General features: G+C 64.1%; 19 protein-coding genes. 13 read left to right on the plus strand and 6 right to left on the minus strand.

Translation table 11 applies throughout. From position 1 onward, the window contains the following. Positions 1–3: 3 nt before the first annotated feature. From K0H47_RS19520 to gspD, 12 genes are all read left to right on the plus strand, one after another. Complete coding sequence (locus K0H47_RS19520; protein ID WP_219273447.1) at positions 4–2,394, plus strand: TonB-dependent receptor; 2,391 nt, start codon at positions 4–6, stop codon at positions 2,392–2,394. Positions 2,395–2,764: 370 nt separating this feature from the next. Continuing rightward, positions 2,765–4,459: a type II secretion system ATPase GspE gene (gene gspE / locus K0H47_RS19525; RefSeq protein ID WP_219273448.1), complete on the plus strand. Its 1,695-nt coding sequence runs from the start codon at positions 2,765–2,767 to the stop codon at positions 4,457–4,459. Then, positions 4,456–5,658 carry a type II secretion system inner membrane protein GspF gene (gene gspF / locus K0H47_RS19530; protein ID WP_219273449.1) on the plus strand — a complete coding sequence of 401 codons (1,203 nt, stop codon included), beginning with the start codon at positions 4,456–4,458 and terminating at the stop codon, positions 5,656–5,658. Before gspE ends, gspF begins: the two co-directional genes overlap by 4 nt. Positions 5,659–5,678: 20 nt before the next feature. Beyond that, positions 5,679–6,104, plus strand: a complete 426-nt coding sequence (gene gspG / locus K0H47_RS19535) for a type II secretion system major pseudopilin GspG (RefSeq protein WP_003209911.1) — start codon at positions 5,679–5,681, stop codon at positions 6,102–6,104. Beyond that, on the plus strand, positions 6,104–6,535 hold the full coding sequence (locus K0H47_RS19540) for a GspH/FimT family pseudopilin (RefSeq protein ID WP_063031542.1): 432 nt from the start codon (positions 6,104–6,106) through the stop codon (positions 6,533–6,535). The genes gspG and K0H47_RS19540 overlap by 1 nt, the downstream gene beginning before the upstream one ends. Next, positions 6,532–6,900: a prepilin-type N-terminal cleavage/methylation domain-containing protein gene (locus K0H47_RS19545; RefSeq protein WP_219273450.1), complete on the plus strand. Its 369-nt coding sequence runs from the start codon at positions 6,532–6,534 to the stop codon at positions 6,898–6,900. Before K0H47_RS19540 ends, K0H47_RS19545 begins: the two co-directional genes overlap by 4 nt. After that, a complete protein-coding gene (locus tag K0H47_RS19550; protein ID WP_219273451.1) occupies positions 6,897–7,514 on the plus strand; it encodes a prepilin-type N-terminal cleavage/methylation domain-containing protein in 618 nt (205 codons plus the stop codon). The genes K0H47_RS19545 and K0H47_RS19550 overlap by 4 nt, the downstream gene beginning before the upstream one ends. Next, positions 7,511–8,233, plus strand: a complete 723-nt coding sequence (locus K0H47_RS19555) for a general secretion pathway protein GspK (protein ID WP_219273452.1) — start codon at positions 7,511–7,513, stop codon at positions 8,231–8,233. Before K0H47_RS19550 ends, K0H47_RS19555 begins: the two co-directional genes overlap by 4 nt. Further along, a complete protein-coding gene (locus K0H47_RS19560; RefSeq protein WP_219273453.1) occupies positions 8,230–9,270 on the plus strand; it encodes a PilN domain-containing protein in 1,041 nt (346 codons plus the stop codon). Before K0H47_RS19555 ends, K0H47_RS19560 begins: the two co-directional genes overlap by 4 nt. Further along, complete coding sequence (gspM, locus tag K0H47_RS19565; protein ID WP_023659000.1) at positions 9,245–9,856, plus strand: type II secretion system protein GspM; 612 nt, start codon at positions 9,245–9,247, stop codon at positions 9,854–9,856. The genes K0H47_RS19560 and gspM overlap by 26 nt, the downstream gene beginning before the upstream one ends. Beyond that, entirely contained in the window at positions 9,853–10,377 is a 525-nt protein-coding gene (locus K0H47_RS19570) for a DUF2531 family protein (RefSeq protein ID WP_219273454.1), read from the plus strand. Before gspM ends, K0H47_RS19570 begins: the two co-directional genes overlap by 4 nt. Further along, a complete protein-coding gene (gene gspD / locus K0H47_RS19575; protein WP_219273455.1) occupies positions 10,374–12,587 on the plus strand; it encodes a type II secretion system secretin GspD in 2,214 nt (737 codons plus the stop codon). The genes K0H47_RS19570 and gspD overlap by 4 nt, the downstream gene beginning before the upstream one ends. A gap of 6 nt (positions 12,588–12,593) precedes the next feature. Here the strand turns inward: gspD and K0H47_RS19580 are convergent, their stop codons facing one another. The 6 genes from K0H47_RS19580 to K0H47_RS19605 all read right to left on the minus strand — a co-directional run bounded on the left by K0H47_RS19580 (position 12,594) and on the right by K0H47_RS19605 (position 17,915). Next, on the minus strand, positions 12,594–13,169 hold the full coding sequence (locus K0H47_RS19580; RefSeq protein WP_219273456.1) for an HD family hydrolase: 576 nt from the start codon (positions 13,167–13,169) through the stop codon (positions 12,594–12,596). An 87-nt stretch (positions 13,170–13,256) separates the two neighbouring features. Beyond that, positions 13,257–13,814, minus strand: a complete 558-nt coding sequence (locus tag K0H47_RS19585; protein WP_063031529.1) for a helix-turn-helix transcriptional regulator — start codon at positions 13,812–13,814, stop codon at positions 13,257–13,259. A 95-nt stretch (positions 13,815–13,909) separates the two neighbouring features. Continuing rightward, positions 13,910–14,572, minus strand: a complete 663-nt coding sequence (locus K0H47_RS19590) for an RraA family protein (protein ID WP_063031527.1) — start codon at positions 14,570–14,572, stop codon at positions 13,910–13,912. Between the two features lie 25 nt (positions 14,573–14,597). After that, the gene (locus K0H47_RS19595) at positions 14,598–15,935 is read right to left on the minus strand and encodes an MFS transporter (protein ID WP_257626703.1); all 1,338 of its coding nucleotides are present in this window, start codon (positions 15,933–15,935) and stop codon (positions 14,598–14,600) included. Between the two features lie 97 nt (positions 15,936–16,032). Next, positions 16,033–17,262, minus strand: coding sequence for a pyridoxal phosphate-dependent aminotransferase (locus tag K0H47_RS19600; protein ID WP_219273457.1), 1,230 nt, complete (start codon positions 17,260–17,262; stop codon positions 16,033–16,035). Continuing rightward, on the minus strand, positions 17,259–17,915 hold the full coding sequence (locus K0H47_RS19605; RefSeq protein ID WP_063031521.1) for an RraA family protein: 657 nt from the start codon (positions 17,913–17,915) through the stop codon (positions 17,259–17,261). Before K0H47_RS19605 ends, K0H47_RS19600 begins: the two co-directional genes overlap by 4 nt. A gap of 104 nt (positions 17,916–18,019) precedes the next feature. Between K0H47_RS19605 and K0H47_RS19610 the strand changes: the two genes are divergently transcribed. Next, positions 18,020–18,904 carry a LysR family transcriptional regulator gene (locus K0H47_RS19610; protein ID WP_063031519.1) on the plus strand — a complete coding sequence of 295 codons (885 nt, stop codon included), beginning with the start codon at positions 18,020–18,022 and terminating at the stop codon, positions 18,902–18,904. Positions 18,905–19,000: the final 96 nt, after the last annotated feature.

Genomic DNA, 19,000 nt, shown 5'->3' on the forward strand with positions numbered 1-19,000 from the left:
CCAATGCCCGCAATACGCCCGCTGCTGAATTTCAGCCTGATGCTGAGCCTGAGTGCCAGCCCGTTGTTCGTCCCCATCAGCTACGCCGAAGACGGCGCGTCCCGGCGCAGCTACCAAGTGCCGGCCGGTAGCCTGAGCGCCGCGCTGACCCGTTTCGCCGGCCTGGCCGGGGTCAACCTGTCGGTAGACCCGGCGCTGGTCAGCGGCCGTAACAGCAGCGGGTTGTCCGGCGAATACGGCGTCGAAGAAGGGTTTGCCCGCTTGCTGCAAGGCTCGGGCCTGCAACTTCAACCCATGGGTGAGCAGGCCTACATGCTGACCCCGATTCCGGAAGGCGGCAGCCTGCAATTGGCGCCCACCTCGATTCTTGGCACCGTCGGCGATGCCGGCAGCGAGTCCTTCGCCGGTGGCCAGGTGGCACGCCGTGGCTCCCAGGGCCTGCTGGGCTCACGGGATTTCATGGAAACCCCGTTCAGCATGACCACCTACACCAGCGAAGCGGTCAAGAACCAGCAGGCGCGCACCCTCGGCGACCTGATCGCCAGCGACCCCTCGGTGCGCGCCACCAACCCGGCGGGCGGGCGCTATGAGCAATTCACCATTCGCGGCTTCAGCCTGTTTAACAGTGATGTCGCCTACAACGGTCTCTACGGCGTGCTGCCGACCTACACCATCGACATGGAGATGGCCGAGCGCGTCGACATCATCAAAGGTCCCAGCCAGTTGATCAACGGCATCTCGCCACGGGGCAGCGTCGGCGGTGGGATCAACGTGGTGCCCAAGCGCGCTACCGACAAGCCCATCACCTCGTTTACCGGCAGTTGGGCCTCCGACAGCCAGGCGGGCGGGGCCGTGGACATAGGCCGGCGTTTTGGTGAAGACAATAAATTCGGCCTGCGTTTCAACGGCGTGAAGCAGTCCGGCGACACCGCCTGGGACGACCAGAGTGTCGACCGCGAAATGGCCGTACTGGGCCTGGATTTTCGCGGTGAACGCCTGCGCCTCTCCACCGACATCGGCCGCACCGAGCGCGACACCGACGCCCCGCAAGAGCGCGTGCAAGTTGGCCCCAACGCCAAGGTGCCGAGTGCCAACGACGTGCGCCACAACTACGCGCAACCCTGGAGCAAGGCGAGCACCAATGACACCTTCGGCACGGTCAACGGGGAGTTCGACCTCAGCGACAACGTGATGCTCTACGGCGGCGTCGGCGCGCGTAAAAGTAACCACGACTTCCTGCGCCATGCCGTGTCGGTGACCAACAATGCCGGTGACTTCAGCGTGCAGCCCCGCGACTTCACCCGCGACGAAAACGTGCGCACTGCCACGGCGGGCGTGCGCAACTGGTTCCATACCGGCCCGGTGAGCCATGAAGTCAACCTGGCAGCCAGCTACTTCTACATGGACTTCGAAAACGGTGGCGCGCGCTATGCCGCAGCCCCGAGCAATCTCTACAACCCGGTGGAAACACCTACGCCAAGCCGGCCAACGCGATTTGACTCGAAGGTCTACACCGAAAACCGCTTCAGCGGCGTCGCGTTGTCCGACACCCTGGGCTTCTTCGATGACCGGCTGCTGCTGACCCTTGGTGCGCGCTGGCAGCGGGTCAAGGTGGATGACTGGACCGACAACGTCAAAGGCGACACCGCCTACGACGAGGAAAAAATCTCACCGTCGGGCGGCATCCTGTTCAAGGCCACCGACAAGTTCTCGCTATATGCCAACTACATGGAAGGTCTTAGCCAAGGCAAGATCGCGCCGTCGACCTCGATCAACGAGGATGAAATCTTCCCGCCCTTCATCAGCCGCCAGGTTGAAGTCGGGGCCAAGTACGACGCGGGGGCGTTCGCGGTCACCGCTGCGGTGTTCCGGATCAAGCAGCCAGCCTACGAGACCAACGCCACCACGCGGGTCTTCGGCCCCAACGGCAAGCGCCAGAACGACGGCGTCGAACTCAGCGTGTTCGGCGAACCGCTCAAGGGCTTCCGCCTGCTGGGCGGGGTGATGTACATCGACAGCGAATTGACCAACACCACCAACGGCACCTTCGACGGCAACCGCGCGCCGGCCACGCCCAAGTACAACGTCAACCTCGGCGCCGAGTGGGATGTGCCCACCGTTGAAGGCCTGACCCTGACCAGCCGCGGGATCTATTCCAGCTCGCAGTACCTGGACCAGTCCAACGTCAAGGAAATCGACGCCTGGACCCGTCTTGATGTTGGCGCACGCTACGCCTTCAAGGTCGACGACAAGCACATCACCCTGCGGGCCAATGTCGAAAACGTGGCCAACCGGCGCTACTGGAGTTCGGCCGGTGCCTCGGATGACAGCGAGCCGGGGTTGACCTTGTCGACGCCGCGCACGTATCTGCTGTCGGCGACCGTCGACTTCTAGCCGCCATCGCGCCACAGGGAAGTGGCACTCTTGCGTAGTTCAAAATTAAACGACGGAAAGTTCAATGATTATTGATGTTACAAAGGGCTGGCTATTTGCGATCGTGAACTAAGTGTAAATATTTTAGTCGATGTGTTTAACAAGATTTTATGAATTATGGCGAACTAATGGCCTTGGTCAGTAGTTCTAAAAGGCCATGATTTGCTACGGTTGTCCTGCACATCGCTTGTGTGCAGGGTCTTGATCTTGTTCAAGGCGCCGCTGGGACTAGTTGTTGTTTCTGCACCCTTGAAACAGCCTCTTAAACTAGTTGTCCAGAATGGTGCAGATGTCTCAACCGATACCGTCAACGCCCATCGATGCATGCCGAATGCAGATTCCGGATACCGAACAGGTGTGCGCGTGGCTGATGCAACAGGCGGGTTTGAAAACCGTCGACCTGGAACGCGCCCGGCGGTTGTCCCTGGAGTCCGACGACAACGGATTGCTCGGCCTGCTGACGCGACTGGGGCTGGTTTCCGAAGTGGAACTGGCGCGGGCCTGGGCCGATTTGCTCGGCGCACCGTTGCTGCTGGCGGACGCCGCACCGCCCGTGCTCGACCCACTGCCGGTGCTGACCGAACGCTTCATGCGCCATTACCAGGTGGTGCCGATGGGCTGGAGCCACGGCGGGGTGAGAGTGTTGGCGGCCAACCCGGCGTTGCTGTATCCGTTCCAGGCCCTGGCGTATGCGTGCGGCGTGCCGGTGTGGTTGGCGGTCGGGCCGCGTAACGAAGTCGAAACCCTGATCGAGCGCTACTACGGCCAGGGCCGTTCGGCCATGGGCACCTTGATCGAAAACCTCGATGAACAAGGTGGCGCCCTGGAAGACATCGAACACCTCAAGGACATGGCCTCCGAGGCGCCGGTGATTCGCCTGGTCAACCTGATCCTGCAACGGGCCGTGGAGCACCGCGCTTCGGACATCCATATCGAACCCTTCGAAAACCAGCTCAAGGTGCGCTACCGCATCGACGGTGTGCTGCATGAGGCCGAAGCGCCGCCGTCGAGTTCCTCGGCGGCGGTGATTTCCCGGGTCAAGATCATGGCGCGCCTCGACATTGCCGAGCGCCGCCTGCCGCAGGATGGCCGGATCATGTTGCGCATTCAGGGCAAGGAACTGGACCTGCGGGTGTCCACGGTGCCCACCAGTTTTGGTGAGTCGGTGGTGATGCGTCTGCTGGACCGCCAGACCGTGCAGTTGGATTTCCAGAGCCTGGGTTTTGATGGCCAGCGCCTGGAAACCTTTCTTGAAGTGCTCGAGCGGCCCCACGGCATCCTGCTGGTCACCGGGCCCACCGGCTCGGGTAAAACCACCACGCTCTATACCGCGCTTTCGCGGCTCAATACCGCTGAGCGCAAGATCATCACCGTCGAAGACCCGGTGGAATACCAACTGGAAGGCATCAACCAGATCCAGGTCAAGCCGGCCATCGGGCTGGACTTCGCCGGCGCGCTGCGCTCCATCGTGCGCCAGGACCCGGACGTGATCATGATCGGTGAGATCCGCGACCTCGAAACCTGCCGCATCGCCATCCAGTCCTCCCTGACCGGCCACCTGGTGCTCTCGACCCTGCACACCAACAGTGCCGCAGCGAGTATCACGCGCCTGCTGGACATGGGCGTGGAGAGCTACCTGATCGCCTCGACCGTCAATGGCATCCTCGCCCAGCGCCTGGTGCGCCGCCTCGACCCGGCGACCCGTGAGGCGTTCGAAGCGCCACCGGAGTTGATCGAGGAACACGGTCTCGACCGCTTCACCGACCAGCGCCCGATCCTGCTTTACCGGCCTCGCGCCAACGCCCCCGGCGGCGGTTACCACGGCCGCAGTGCAATCACCGAATTGCTGGTGATGAATGACGAACTGCGCAGCTTGTTGATGCGCCAGGCCGACGCCGCGACCCTCGAACAGGCTGCCCGCCGTGGTGGCTTGCGCACCTTGCATGAAGAAGGCCTGCGCCAGGCGGTGGCCGGTGTCACGTCCCTTGAAGAAGTGCTGCGCGTCACCCGTGGAGAGGGCGCGTGAGCCTGTTCAAATACCGCGCCCTGGACAGCCAGGGCGTCGTGCAGAACGGCACCCTCGAAGCCAGGGACCAGGCCGCCGCCGTCGCCGCACTGCACAAGCGTGGCCTGCTGCTGTTGCACATCGATGCCGCCGGTGCCCAAGGGCTGCGCAATACCTTCGGGCGTGGCCAGTTGAATGGCGCGGCGCTGGTCAGCTTTACCCAGCAACTGGCCACGCTGCTGGGAGCCGGCCAACCGCTGGAACGCTCCCTGGGCATCCTGCTCAAGCAACCCGGCCAACCGCAGACCCGTGCGCTGATCGAGCGTATTCGCGAGCACGTCAAAGCGGGCAAGCCATTGTCGGCAGCGCTGGAAGAGGAGGGCAGCCAGTTTTCGCCGCTGTACCTGAGCATGGTGCGTGCCGGTGAGGCGGGCGGCGCGCTGGAGAACACCCTGCGCCAACTCAGCGACTACCTGGAACGCAGCCAGTTGTTAAGAGGCGAGGTGATCAACGCGTTGATCTATCCCGCCTTCCTGGTGGTGGGCGTGCTCGGCTCCCTGGCGCTGTTGCTGGCTTACGTGGTGCCGCAGTTCGTGCCGATCTTCAACGATCTGGGTGTGCCGATCCCGTTGATCACCGAAGTGATTCTGGGCCTTGGCCAGTTCCTCGGCGCCTATGGCCTGGCGGTGCTCGCCGGGTTGATCGTGACGGTCTGGGCCCTGGCGGCGCGCCTGCGCAACCCACGACACCGCGAGCAGTACGACCGGCGCGTGCTGGGTATCCGCGTTATCGGCCCGCTGTTGCAGCGGGTCGAAGCCGCGCGCCTGGCACGCACCCTCGGCACCTTGCTGAGCAACGGCGTGGCGCTGCTGCAAGCGCTGGTGATCGCCCGCCAGGTCTGCACCAACCGTGCCTTGCAGGCACAAGTGGCCCAGGCCGCCGAGTCGGTGAAAGGCGGCGGCACCCTGGCCAGTGCGTTTGGCAGCCAACCGCTGCTGCCGGACCTGGCCCTGCAAATGATTGAAGTCGGCGAACAGGCCGGTGAACTGGACAGCATGCTGCTCAAGGTCGCCGACGTGTTCGACGTCGAAGCCAAGCGCGGCATCGACCGCCTGCTCGCCGCCCTGGTGCCGTCCCTGACCGTGGTCATGGCGGTACTGGTGGCGGTGATCATGCTGGCGATCATGCTGCCGCTGATGAGCCTGACCAGCAACATATGAAAATCCGAGGAAGCAAGCCGATGCGCCATACCCGTTTCAAACCCGCCCGCCGCCAAGGCGGTTTCACCTTGCTGGAAATGCTCGCGGTGATCGTGTTGCTGGGCATCGTCGCCACCATCGTAGTGCGCCAGGTAGGTGGCAACGTCGACAAGGGCAAATACGGCGCAGGCAAGGCGCAACTGGCCAGCCTGAGCATGAAGATCGAGAGCTACGGCCTGGACGTCGGTTCGCCCCCCAAAACCCTCCAGCAATTGGTCGACAAGCCCGGCAACACTGCCGGCTGGGCCGGGCCGTACGCCAAGCCCTCAGACCTCAAGGACCCGTTCGGCCATGCCTTCGGCTATCGCTTCCCGGGTGAACATGGTGCCTTCGACCTGATCTTCTACGGTCAGGACGGCCAGCCTGGCGGCGAAGGCTACAGCGCCGACCTGGGCAACTGGGAGTAATGCCGGCCCTCCAACGCGGCTTTACCCTGCTGGAGATGCTGGTGGTGATCGTGTTGATCAGCATCGCGGCTGGGTTGGTGGGATTTGGCCTGCAACAAGGCCTGCGGGTTGCCAAGGAGCGCCAGGTGGTCGGGCAGATGGTGGATGCCCTGCGCAGCACCCGGGCGCGGGCAATTGTCAGCGGCACGTCGGCCAAGACCGTCTTCGACTTGGACCGGCTGAGCTTTCAGGCGCCGGGGCAACCCATCAAGCACTGGCCGGCCGACCTGCAAGTCACCCTGCACACCGCCGAACACGCCGGCGCTGCGGTGGAGTTTTACCCCGACGGCAGCTCCACCGGCGGCAACCTGTTGTTGGCCAATGGCACGCGGCGCTGGCGCATCGACGTCGGCTGGCTGACCGGCAGCGTGCAGTCCAAGGCATTGCCATGAATCGTCAGTCGGGTTTTACCTTGCTGGAAATGCTCGCGGCGCTGACCCTCATGGCGATCTGCAGTACGGTGTTGCTGGTCGCGTTCGGCCAAAGCGCGCGCTCGTTGTTGCAGGTGGCCCACAGCGACCGCCTGACCCATACCGCCTTGAGCGTGATGGATCAGGAGGCGTCGGGCCCCCTGGCCAGTGGCGTGCGCCAGGGCGAGCTCGACGGCATTGCCTGGCAACTGCGCGTCGCCCAGCAGCCCACCCGCATCGGTCAGCCACATTTGTTTCGCCTCGATCTCAGCGTCAGCGAAGGCCCGCGCCACGCAAATTTCAGTACCTTGAAACTGCGCGCCAGCCGCGACGGGAGCCTCCAGTGAAGCAGCAGCGGGGCTTCACGTTGCTCGAAATCATGATCGTGCTCAGCCTGCTGGGCGTGTTGTTGGCCCTGGTGGGCGGCGCGCTCCTGGGAGCCAATCGTGCAGTACTCAAAGCGCAGCGCTACACCGTCAGCCTGGATGAAAGTCGCGCCGCGCAACAGTTCCTGCGCACGTCCATCAGCGAGGCGCTGCCCCTGGACGTGACCGAGGACGACAGCCAGACCAACGGTTTTTTTGTCGGCGCTCCCCAGCGCCTGCAATTCGTCGCGACCTTGCCGGGCGTGCTCGGTGGCGGCATCCAGCGTTTCACCTTGCAGTTGCGCGAGGGCGAGTTGCAAGTGGCGTTCGCCCGGTTTGAGTCCGGCGCCCAAGCCAGCGTGCCGGCCACCCGCAGCGAGCCGCAGGTGTTGTTGCAGAACGTCGACGACCTGCAATTCAGCTATCGCGGCCTGTCGCCCAAGGGCCAGGCCACCGGCTGGATCAGTAACTGGCCGTGGACCAAACGCCTGCCTTATGCCGTACGCATTGCAGCACAGGTCAACGGACCGGTGCCGTGGGTCACCCAAGTGGTTGCCCTGCGGCTGAACCTCTCCGGCGGAGAATCAGGCGAATGAAGCGTCAGCGCGGCGTTGCGCTGCTGCTGGTGCTGTGGGTGCTGGCGTTGCTCAGCTTGCTGCTGGGCGGCCTGGCCGGTTGGGTACAACTGGAAAGCCGCCAGGCCCTGTGGCATCGCCAGCATACCCAGGCATTGCTGGCGGCGGAGGCGGGTGTGGCGTTGGCCATGCAGGCCCTGGCCGACCCGCTGCAACGCAAGCAATGGATCGCCGACGGCCGCGAAATGCCGCTGGTATTTGATGACGCACAGCTCCACGTAAGCCTGCACAGCGAGCGCGGCAAACTGTATTTGAACAGCGCCGAGACGGCCGACTTTGCCCGCCTGGCCCTGGCCTGCGGCGCCACCCAGGCCCAGGCCAGCCGGCTCGCCAGGGACCTGGAAGTGCGGCGCAACGCAGGCCTGGCGCCGTTCCGCGTGGTGGAGGAAGTGCGGCAATTGCCCGGCATGACCCAGGCGCTGTACAGCCGGCTGGCCCCGGAAATCAGTTTGTGGAGTGGCCTGGACCGGCCTGATCCCGCCTTCGCCAGCCCCTTGATGCGCCACGCTTTGAACCTGCCCCGGCAGAGCGCGGTAGGGGCCGACCCCGGTGACGTGCTGGTGATCGACAGCCGCGCACAACGCCCCGGCGGTTACCACGCCCGGTTACGAACCACGGTTTTATTGAGCCCATCGGAGGGAAGCGCACAACCTTATCGGGTGCTGCGTTGGCAAGAATGAATCCATACCTTTCGGCGTCAGTGGCGCGCCTTCAACAGCTGGCCGAACCGCTCACCCGGCGCTGGCGCGGCAGCCTGCTGCAAGTGGGCTGGCGCCTGTGGCTCAAGGAGCTGCGTGGCTGCCTGCCGGCGTGGCTGTCGGTCCGTGACATCCCCGAGCACCGCTACCACTGGCCGTTGACCGAGCCGGTGGCAAAACCTGCCGGCGAAGTGCGCCAGGTGCTGGTGCTCGCGCCCTCGGCGGTGCTGCTGCAAACCCTGCAACTGCCTTTGGCGGCCGCGCGCAACCTGTCGACGGTGGTGGGTTATGAACTGGACCGCTTTACCCCGTTCGAGGCTGAACAGTTGTACTTCGTGGCCCGTCAGGAGCGGCGCAGCGCCACGCATGTGCAAGTGACCCTGGTGGCGATTCTGCGGGAGCGGCTGGATCAAATTCTGGTGGACTGCGCTGCCCTCGGTTTGCAACCCCACGCGGTGGATGTAGAGGGTCCTATGGGCATCGATTTGCTGCCGGCGCCGTTGCGCCCACGCCAACGCCCGGCGGGGAAGGGTTTGCAACGCAGCCTGCCATGGCTGTGCGGTGCCTTGCTGATCGCCGCGATGCTGCTGTGGCTCAACGACCGCCAGCGGGTGCTTGACGTCATGCGTGAGCAGGTGCAGCAGCAAAAAGCCCAGGTCGCCGAGGTCCAGAGCCTGCGCCAGCAATTGCTCAATACCCGTGGCGCTGCGCAGTACCTGATTCGCCGCAAGTCGGCACAACCGCCGTTGGCGGCGCTGCTCAACGAACTGACCGCCTGCCTGCCCGCAGACACCTGGATCGACCAGTTGGAGGTCAATGACGGCGCCGACGTGTCCTTCTCCGGGCAGAGCGCCAAGGCGAGTGCCCTGATCACCCGGATCAAGGCTTGCCACAGCCTGGAAAACCCCCAGTTCGAAGGGGTGATCCAACCCGATGCGCAAACCGGCAAGGATCAGTTTTCCCTGCGCGCCCACTTGCACCAGGAGGCCGCCGATGCGCCGACCACTGACACCCCGTGAACGTCGCGGCGCGGCCTTGCTGGTCCTGGCGCTGGTGCTGGGCGGCGGTTACTGGCTGCTGATCGACAGCTGGTTCGCCGGGCCATTGCGCGCCATGGGCGAGCAGGCCGAACAGCTGCGCGAACAACAGCAACGCTATGCGGGCCTGCTGCACCAGGGCGCCGCTTTGCGTGAGCAACTGGAGCAAGCCCGCCAGGACCCGGCCAGCAGCACCAGCCTGTTGCCGGGAGATGACCCCAGCGCCGTGGCGGCGGACCTGATGCAGCGCATCGCCGACCTGATCAACAGCCGCGCCGGCCTCGGCGGCGGCTGCAGCCTGACCCAGCGCATGCCCATCACCCCGGAGCAGGACGACACCGAGCCCTATCGCCAGGTGAAAGTCAGCCTGACCCTCAACTGCGCCATCGAACCCCTGACTGCGATCCTGCATGAGCTGGAGTACCAGCGACCGTTCCTGTTCGTGGATGAAATGAGCGTCCGCCGTGGGCCGAATGCCCCCGCCAGCGGCGGTGCCGGAAAGCTGGTGGTGCACCTGTTGGTGCGCGGTTATCTGCAACCGGCAGCCGCCACGCAGGCCCGCCGATGATCAATTCATTGCGCCCCCTCGAGTGGGGATTGCTCGGTGTGGCCGGGCTGCTGGGCCTGCTGATGGTGGGCATCTCGAGCAGCATCGGCGATGCGCCGCAGTGGCTGGATGAGCCTGCCTCCGCCGCGCGCGCCAATGCTTCGGCCAAGGTTCACGTGGCGCCGAGTGCGACCCTGGAAAGCCTCGCCGGCACCTGGCAGGCGCCGCTGTTCAGCCCCGACCGCAGCCCCGATGCCGCCGTGGGTCAGGCCGAGATCTCCAGCCTGTCGAGCCTGAAGCTGACCGGCGTGCTGCTCGACGGCGACCTGCGCGTCGCGTTGCTCAAGCCCGCGGACGGTCCGCCGCTCAAGGTCCACCAAGGCCAGACCCTGCCCAACGGCTGGCGCCTGGAACACCTGACACCGCTGCACGCCCGTTTTGTACTGGAGGGCCGCACGCAAACCCTGAGCCTCAGCGTTCCGCGTTTGCCGCCGCCGTCCACCACACCCCCGATTTCCCTTCCTCACGAGCCCGCCCCTTGATCGATACTTCCCCTCGCGCCTTGCGCACCACCGTGTTTTGCCTGGCCACCACCGTCGCCCTGGGCGGCTGTGGGTCATTCCCCGATCACCTCGACCCGGACGATGCCTTGCTTCACGAGGCGATGCAGGGCACCGGTTCGCAACGCCCGCCCGAGGACCCGGCCAGCGAGTCGCCTGCTGCCGACAGTCGCCAACCCCAGACGCCCACGCCGCCCCAGCGCCAGTTGATTCGCGGTAATCAGCAGTTTGTGCGCCAGCCCGCACCGGCGCCTGCGGTCAAGGATGAAGCCAGCGGCGACATCGTGTTCAACTTCGCCGACCAGCCGATTGAAGCGGTGATCAACAGCGTCATGGGCGACCTGTTGCACGAGAACTACAGCATCGCCCAAGGCGTGAAAGGCAACGTAAGCTTCTCCACCTCAAAGCCGGTGAACAAGAAACAGGCGCTGTCGATCCTCGAGACCCTGCTGTCCTGGACCGATAACGCGATGATCCGCCAGGGCCAGCGCTACGTGATCCTGCCCGCCAACCAGGCGGTGGCGGGCAAGCTGGTGCCGGAAATGAGCGTGTCGCAACCCTCCAGCGGGCTCTCGGCGCGGCTGTTTCCGCTGCGCTATATCTCGGCCACGGAAATGCAGAAACTGCTCAAGCCGTTCGCCCGGGAAAATGCGTTCCTGCTGGTGGACCCGGCGCGTAACGTGCTGAGCCTGGCCGGTACGCCCGATGAGCTGGCCAACTATCAGGACACCATCGACACCTTTGATGTCGACTGGCTCAAGGGCATGTCGGTGGGCGTATTCGGTTTGCAACGGGCTTCGGTCGCGGAGTTGATGCCCGAGCTGCAAAAGATGTTCGGCCCCGACAGCGGCATGCCTTTGGCGGGCATGGTGCGCTTCCTGCCCATTGAGCGGACCAATTCGGTGGTGGCGATCTCGTCCCAGCCGCAGTACCTCAGCGAAGTCGGCGACTGGATTCACACCATCGACGAAGGTGGCGGCAACGAGCCGCAGATGTACGTCTACGACGTGCGCAACATGAAGGCCACGGACCTCGCCAAATACCTGCGGCAGATCTACGGCACCGGCGCGATCAAGGACGATACGCCGGCCAAGGTGGCGCCGGGTCTGCGCACGGCGACCTTGTCCTCACTCAACACCAGCGGCGGCACCTCGGGTGGCCTGAACAACAGCGGCAATAACCCGCCCGTCAGCGACGACGAAGACCAGGCCCCGGCCGCCAGCGAAGACAGTGAAAGCACGGAGCAGGGCGCTGCCGAAGGCACGACCGGCAAAAGCCTCGACGCCGGCACCCGGATCACCGCGCAAAAAAGCAGTAACCAGTTGCTGGTACGCACCCGCCCGGTACAGTGGAAGGAGATCGAATCGGCGATCAAGCGCCTCGACAACCCGCCGCTGCAAGTGCAGATCGAGACGCGCATTCTCGAAGTCAAACTCACCGGCGAACTGGACCTCGGGGTGCAATGGTACCTGGGCCGCCTGGCGGGCAATTCCACCAGCACCACGGTGGCCAATACCCCCGGCAGCCAGGGCGCCCTGGGTGGTGGCGGTGCGGGATTGGGCGCGGATTCGCTGTTCTATTCCTTCGTCAGCTCCAACCTGCAAGTGGCCTTGCACGCCCTGGAAACCAACGGCCGCACCCAGGTGCTGTCGGCGCCGTCGCTGGTGGTGATGAACAACCAGCCGGCGCAGATCCAGGTGGGTGACAACATCCCCATCAGTCAGACCACGGTCAACACCGGCAACGCCGACAGCACCTTGAGCAGCGTCGAATACGTGCAGACCGGGGTGATCCTCGACGTGGTGCCGCGCATCAACCCGGGCGGCCTGGTGTACATGGACATCCAGCAACAGGTCAGCGACGCCGAGAACCAAACCACCAACAGCAGTGACACGCCCAACAACCCGCGCATCTCCACACGTTCGGTGTCCACCCAGGTGGCGGTGCAAAGCGGCCAGACCGTGTTGCTCGGCGGGCTGATCAAGCAGGACAACGCCGAGAGCGTCAGTGCGGTGCCGTACCTGGGGAAAATCCCCGGGCTGCGCTGGTTGTTTGGCAACACCAGCAAGTCCAAGGATCGCACCGAACTGATCGTGCTGATCACCCCCCGGGTGATTACCAGCAGCGGCCAGGCGCGGCAGGTGACGGATGACTATCGCCAGCAGATGCAGCTGTTGCGCCCGGCGAACTAGTTCGCGCTACCGGTTGGGAGTCTGGATTTTTGCTTCTGTATCCTGGTCGATGATCTCGCGCAGTGTCTGGAAAATCGGCTCGGCGCTGGTGTGTTTCTTGCCATAGGCCAGATTGAAGGCGTAGTCGAAGTCGGGCGGGTTCAAGCCCTGGTTGTGTTGCAGCAGGGTCTCCAGCTTGTCCAGGGCTTTGACTGCCTTGGCCTCGGCGGACCGGGCGTTTTCGTAGTCGTCCCACAGGGCCAGAATCTCGGCCCGCAACGGCTCATCCAGTGCCCGGGTCAACAGCAACAGGTCGTCGTATTCTTGCTGGCTCTTGTTGGGGAACTGCGCTTGCTGGACCGCCGGGATGTCGCCGTGGATGGCCTCTCCCAGGTCGTGGATTACGCACATCTTGAGGATTTTCAGCAGGTCGAGGCCGGCCAGTTCATCCCCGAAGGTAATTGCCATCAGGCACAGGCGCCAGCTGTGTTCCGCCGTGCTTTCGGTGCGGCCGGAAGAGGTGTGCGCGCTTCTGAGCACGTCCTTGAGTTTTTCCGCTTCGCGCAGGAACTCGAGGCGGCCCTTGAGTTTTTCGATGTCCATGAATCTGCCCCGGCAGGGTCGCGGTTAAGGATTCAAGACTAGGCGCGGTGGTGCGAAGCGTCCACGCATAAAATATGCGCCGGGGAGTTAGAGCGTCTCGACCAGCCGCGCGGCGGTGCCATCGCTCAGCGGGATGCGGGTCCAGCGGCACAGGCTCTGGCGGATCGGCACAACCGTGGAATCGTTGGTGCCGGTGATGAACTCCAGGGCCGGCGGGGCGAGGCTGTCGCGCCAGCCCGATTCATCCAGCGCGGATTCCATGCGCAGGATTTCCGGCGTCACGAAGCGCCACAGCGAATGCCCCAGCAGGTCGGTCAACGGGCTGCTGAACTCGGCAGCACGGGAGGCCGAGCAAGCCAACAAACGGTGGGTCAGGTCACACACCAGGTGCATCGGGCGCGGACTTTCCTTGACCAGCCGAGCGAGGGCCTGATCGGCGGCGGCCTCCAGGCGTGCGGCCAGCAACTGTTCAAGGTGTTGGTGCGCTGCAGGCTCCATGGCCTGCACACCACTTTCCCAGCGGGAAATGGTCGACTGGGTGACGTTGAACAACTCGGCGGCGTGAGCCTGTTTGACGCGGTGCAGCAGACGCCATCGTCTCAGCGCAATGCCGGGCAGGGCAGGCTTGAGCAATAGGTCGGACATGGCGAATTCCGGGAAAGGCGGTGAGGGCGGGTAGTGTGAGGAATGCAGGGGCCGCTGCGCAAATCTGCTGGATCAGCGGAGCGGCCCGGTGCGTGTCAGCCCTTGCGTTGCAGGGTGTGATAACCCAGCACTGCCCGCGCTTCCCTCAATGATTTGCCTTCATCGAGCAATCCCCGGATACGTGCTTCCACCGCTTCAATCGAGCGCGCACACGCCGCCACTTCATGGGCCCGCTCACGCGGCACGATCACCACGCCATTGGCATCGGCGACCACGATGTCCCGGGCGCACACCCGGGCCTGGCCGATGGACACCGGCTGGTTTACTGCTTCCACTTCAACCCGGTCCTTGCCCGTGCGCATGAACCGGCCCTTGGTGAACAGCGGGTAGTCGTCGCCCAGGGCCTTGCTGACGTCGCGGCACACGCCATCAATCACCGTCGCGGCGATCCGCTGGCTGCCGGCGTACTGGGTCATGATGTCACCCCACACCGTGCAGTCGGTGCGTCCGTCATTGTCGATCACCACCACATCGCCTTCGGCCACGTCGTCGATAAAGTCGCCTACGGTGCCCGGCGGGGTGCTGGCGCTGACGTAGCGCACGGTGAAGGCCGGACCGACCACCACCTGGCGATAGTTGTCCAGGGGCATGATTCCCAGGCACTGGCCGGGCAAGCCGAGTTTGTCCAGAGCATCGGACACGCCCGGGGTGTCCAGGCCTGCAAACAGGGCAACCAATTCTTGGTCTTGGGGCGACATGGGTAACTCCTCGTGGGGTGACAAATCAGGTCGGTTGGCTGGAGGCCGGGCGGGGCTCGGCAATGGTCAGCAAAATGATGAAGCTGATGAACGAGCCGATCGCCAGCCAGGCGAACACGTAGTTCCAGCCGTAGTTGTCCAGCAGCAGCCCGGTGATGAAGGGCGTGGCGGCGGCGCCCAACTGGCCGATCATGTTCACGATGGCGTTGGAGATCGGGAAGGTCTTCTTGGTGGTCAGGCCCATCGGGTAGACCATGTAGGAGGAGAAGCCGAGGCTCAGCACCATGCCGGTCAACATCAGCAGCAAGCCGTAGGGCAGGGGCTCGGCCGGTGAATTGATCAGCAGGTACATCATCAATGAGGTGCCGACGGCCGACAGGAGCATGCCCGGCTTGCGCCGCCCGCCCATCAGGCGATCGGAGCAGAAACCACCCAGCAGGTTGCCCAGCACCGCGCCCACCCAGGGCGCTGCCGAGACCAGGCCCATGTTCATGATCGAGAACTGCTTGACGGTCATCAGGTAGGTGGGAATCCACGCCAGCAGCACGCTGGAGACACCGAGCTGAAAGCAGTAGCTGGTGGCGCAACCCCAGATGTTCCAGGACTTGAACACCTGACGGTTGGTGTCCAGGGGTTTTTCATCGCGGGTGCGGATGACTCGGTCGAGCTTCTCAACCCAGGCCGGTGTCTTGTGCACGCGGGCGGTCCGGCTGATTGCCGTGTCCTCGACGATGTACTGAAGTTCGGCAGGGTTGACGAAGCGGCTGCGGGACGGATGGTCAGTGACCAGGAAGTACCAGACCACCGCCAGCACGATGCCCGGGATCGCAAAGAAGTAGAAAATCTCGCGCCAGCCCCACACCGAAATGATCACGGCACACAGCGGCGGCACGATCACCGGTCCGAACTTCACCGCTGAGAGGAAGATCCCCGACGCCGTGCCTTTTTCCCGTGCCGGAAACCAGTTGTTGATGGTGGTGGTCATGCTGATGGGCAGCGGGCCTTCAGCGATGCCCAGGCCCAGGCGATAGAGTTTCAGCGCCAGCAGTGAGCTGGCGGTGCCCACCAGCCCGGTCAACAGGGAGGTCAGCACCATGGCCCCCGGCAGGATCCGGCTGACGCCAAAGCGCCCGAAGGCAAAGCCCGACGGCAGTTGTGCCAGGGCGTAAGCCAGCAGGAACAGGCTGACCAGGCCGCCGGCCTGGGCATTGCTCATTTCAAATTCCTGGCGAATAAACGGCAGCGCCACACCGAGGTTGGCCCGGTCGGCGGCGGCCACGGTGTAGATCAGGAAAATCAGCGCCGCAACCACCCAGCGGTATTGGCTGCGCACAGCGGGTTTTATGACTTCAGGCATCGACATGAGGGCGGACCTTGTTGTTGTGAGTGTTGTCCTGTTCGGCCCCAATCTTAAGAAGGGCCGAACGCCACCATTAGCGATATTTATCTATGGGAACTCATCACTTTTTTTCTTCGGCCAGCAGGCGACTGCAGAAGCCGCGGATCGCCTCGCACGCTTGGCGCAACGAGGCATCATCCAGGGCATAGGCGATGCGAATGTACGGTCCCAGGCCAAAGGCGCTGCCGTGAACCACGGCCACATTGGCCTCATCCAGCAGCGCCAGGGCGACATCTTCATCGCTGTGCAGTACCCGGCCGCCCGCCGAGGTACGCCCGATCAGCGCCGCGCAGGAGGCGAACGCATAGAACGCACCGGCGGGGCTGATGCACGTCAGGCCTGGCGTGTCATTCAGCAACTTCACCATCAAGTCCCGGCGCGCCTGGAACACCACGCGGCTGTCGCGGATAAAATCCTTGGGGCCTTCCAGTGCGGCGAGGGCCGCTTGCTGCGAGACCGAGCAGGCGCCAGAGGTTTGCTGGCCTTGCAGCTTTTCCATGGCCTCCAGCAACCAACGTGGGCCGGTGGCGAAACCGATGCGCCAGCCGGTCATGGCGTAGGCCTTGGACACGCCGTTCATGGTCAATGTGCGTGGTGCCAAACGCGGCTCAACCTGGGCCAGGGTATGGAACACCTGGCCGTCAAAGATCAGGTGCTCGTAGATGTCGTCGGCCAGGATCAGCACCTGCGGGTGGGCCAACAGCACTTCGGCCAGCGCCCGTAGCTCGCCCTCGCTGTACACCGCGCCAGTGGGATTGGACGGTGAATTGAGGATCAGCCAGCGGGTCTGCGGGGTGATTGCAGCGGCCAGGGCCTCGGGTGTCAGCTTGAACCCACTGTCGGCATCGCAAGTGACGATGCGCGCTTCGCCGCCGCACAGTTGCACCATCTCCGGGTAACTGACCCAGTACGGCGCGGGCACGATCACTTCGTCGCCTTCATTGAGGGTGGCCGCCAGGGCGTTGTAGATCACCTGCTTGCCGCCGTTGCACACAAGGGTGTCCTGCCAGGACACGTCCAGGCCGTTTTCGCGCCGGAACTTCGCCGCCACCGCCTCCCGCAGGGCCCGCGCACCGGCCACCTGGGTGTAGCGGGTATGCCCGGTTTCGATGGCCTGGATCGCAGCCTCGCGGATATGCACCGGGGTGTCGAAATCCGGCTCGCCGGCACACAACGAAATAACCTGCGCGCCTTGTGTCCGGCGTTCGGCGACGCGGTCCATGATGCGATAGGTGGCGGACGGTTGTGCGCTGGCCAGGCGCGGGTTCAGCCGCTGGATATCGGCGCTCATCGGGTGATCGCCTCAAACTGTGCGTCGTGCATCACCTCGACCACCGAACGCCCGCTGCGCACCGCCTGCACCATGCCGTCCTGGCGGCGGGCGATGCGCTCGCCCAGGTCCAGGACCTTTTCGATCACCGCCTGGGGCACGAACACCGAGCCGCAGGTATCGGCGATCACGTAGTCGTCCTCGCTGACGCTCACGCCAGCGACGTTGAGCGTCACGCCGGCGTCGACCTGCACCACGCGGTTGCGCGCGCTGATCATGGTCACGCCGCGTCCGTACACCGGATAGCCGATGGCCTCGCTGCCGTCGATATCGCGGCTGAAACCATCAATCACCGTGCCGCGTATGTGTTTGCGCGACGCCGCGTTGGCGATGATGTCACCCCAGCAGGAAATGCCCTCGATACCGCCGGCAATCACCAGCACCCGGTCGTCTGTCGCGACCTGTTCGATCACCGGGGTGATCAAGTGCACGGTCGGAGCGATGTCGGACTTGGGGCCGAGCATTACGGTACTGGCGCGGCCAACGATCTTCGGGCAGTTCCACAACGGGCGCAGGCCCACGGTGGCGCCGGGCAGGCCGAGGAAGTCGAGAGCGTCGGACACGGTGTTGGTGTCCAGCGCGGCCAGGCGGTCGAGCAAACGGTCAGGGGTCATGGGCAAGCCTCGGGTGACGGAGGCGGCCAGTGTCAGTCAGTGGCTATGATAGGTATATTACGAAGTACAGAAGCCTTACATACGCTTAACCTATGGATAAGACCATGATCAACTTTCGCCTGATTCGTCACCTCTGGTTGTTCCTTGCGGTGGCTGAGGAGCAGAACTTCGGCCGTGCGGCGAAGCGCCTTGGCATGTCCCAGCCACCGCTGAGCGAGCAGATCCAGGTGCTGGAGCAGGCGCTCAAGGTCAAGCTGTTCGACCGCTCCCGACGCGGCGCACAACTTACCCCGGTGGGCGCGGCGATCCTGCCGGCGGTGCGCAAGTTCGCCGAGCAGTTGGAGCGCCTGGAACTCGCGGTGGAGGAAGCGGTGGCGGGGCAGTCGGGGATGTTGACCATTGGTGCGATCTCCACGGCGATGTTCGATGTGCTGCCGGGGTTGATCGAGCAACTGAAGCTTGATTATCCGCAGCTCACGGTGTCGGTGCGGGAAATCGACAGCGTCGAGGCGTTGCCGGCGCTGGAGGCCGGGGATATCGACCTGGCGTTTGCCCGGTTGGATGGCGACCTTGGGGTTTCGGTGCAGTCATTGCCATTGACGGAGGACCGGCTGGTGGTGGCGTTGCCGGCGGATCACCCGTTGGCGAGCCGCACGCGCATCAGTTTGTCGAGTCTGGCCAATGAACCGTTGGTGATGTTCTCGCGCAACGTCAGTCCGGTGTATTTCGACAATCTGATCGCTACTTGCCGTGCCAGCGGGTTTTCCCCGCGGGTGCTGCATGAGGTGCGGTCGGTGGCCTCGCAGATCGCGTTTGTCAGTTATGGGCAGGGGATTGCGTTGGTGCCGGCTTCGCTGAAAAAACTGGCCCCGGCCAATGTGGTGTTTCGGGCGTTGAGTCAGAAACTCAATGTGGTGACTACGGCTGTCGCGTGGAATACCCAGCGGCCGAATCCGGTGGTGGAGGCAGTGATTGCGCGGTTTCGCTAGGGGGTTGAGTACATATCCGTTATTTAGGTAACGGCCACCTATGGTTCCGCTCTTACAGCGGCTCACTTTGGAAAAGCCCCAAAGTAAGCAAAGGGC

The organism is Pseudomonas sp. Xaverov 83 (assembly GCF_019352905.1).
GTDB classification, from domain to species: domain Bacteria; phylum Pseudomonadota; class Gammaproteobacteria; order Pseudomonadales; family Pseudomonadaceae; genus Aquipseudomonas; species Aquipseudomonas yamanorum.

Coding starts and splice junctions, on each gene's coding strand:
- gspM (WP_023659000.1), top strand. CDS start 9,245: ATGCGCCGACCACTGACACCCCGTGAACGTCGCGGCGCGGCCTTGCTG.
- K0H47_RS19600 (WP_219273457.1), bottom strand. CDS start 17,262: ATGAGCGCCGATATCCAGCGGCTGAACCCGCGCCTGGCCAGCGCACAA.
- K0H47_RS19520 (WP_219273447.1), top strand. CDS start 4: ATGCCCGCAATACGCCCGCTGCTGAATTTCAGCCTGATGCTGAGCCTG.
- K0H47_RS19580 (WP_219273456.1), bottom strand. CDS start 13,169: ATGGACATCGAAAAACTCAAGGGCCGCCTCGAGTTCCTGCGCGAAGCG.
- K0H47_RS19540 (WP_063031542.1), top strand. CDS start 6,104: ATGCCGGCCCTCCAACGCGGCTTTACCCTGCTGGAGATGCTGGTGGTG.
- K0H47_RS19560 (WP_219273453.1), top strand. CDS start 8,230: ATGAATCCATACCTTTCGGCGTCAGTGGCGCGCCTTCAACAGCTGGCC.
- K0H47_RS19585 (WP_063031529.1), bottom strand. CDS start 13,814: ATGTCCGACCTATTGCTCAAGCCTGCCCTGCCCGGCATTGCGCTGAGA.
- K0H47_RS19570 (WP_219273454.1), top strand. CDS start 9,853: ATGATCAATTCATTGCGCCCCCTCGAGTGGGGATTGCTCGGTGTGGCC.
- K0H47_RS19590 (WP_063031527.1), bottom strand. CDS start 14,572: ATGTCGCCCCAAGACCAAGAATTGGTTGCCCTGTTTGCAGGCCTGGAC.
- gspG (WP_003209911.1), top strand. CDS start 5,679: ATGCGCCATACCCGTTTCAAACCCGCCCGCCGCCAAGGCGGTTTCACC.
- K0H47_RS19605 (WP_063031521.1), bottom strand. CDS start 17,915: ATGACCCCTGACCGTTTGCTCGACCGCCTGGCCGCGCTGGACACCAAC.
- K0H47_RS19610 (WP_063031519.1), top strand. CDS start 18,020: ATGATCAACTTTCGCCTGATTCGTCACCTCTGGTTGTTCCTTGCGGTG.
- gspE (WP_219273448.1), top strand. CDS start 2,765: ATGCAGATTCCGGATACCGAACAGGTGTGCGCGTGGCTGATGCAACAG.
- K0H47_RS19545 (WP_219273450.1), top strand. CDS start 6,532: ATGAATCGTCAGTCGGGTTTTACCTTGCTGGAAATGCTCGCGGCGCTG.
- K0H47_RS19595 (WP_257626703.1), bottom strand. CDS start 15,935: ATGTCGATGCCTGAAGTCATAAAACCCGCTGTGCGCAGCCAATACCGC.
- K0H47_RS19555 (WP_219273452.1), top strand. CDS start 7,511: ATGAAGCGTCAGCGCGGCGTTGCGCTGCTGCTGGTGCTGTGGGTGCTG.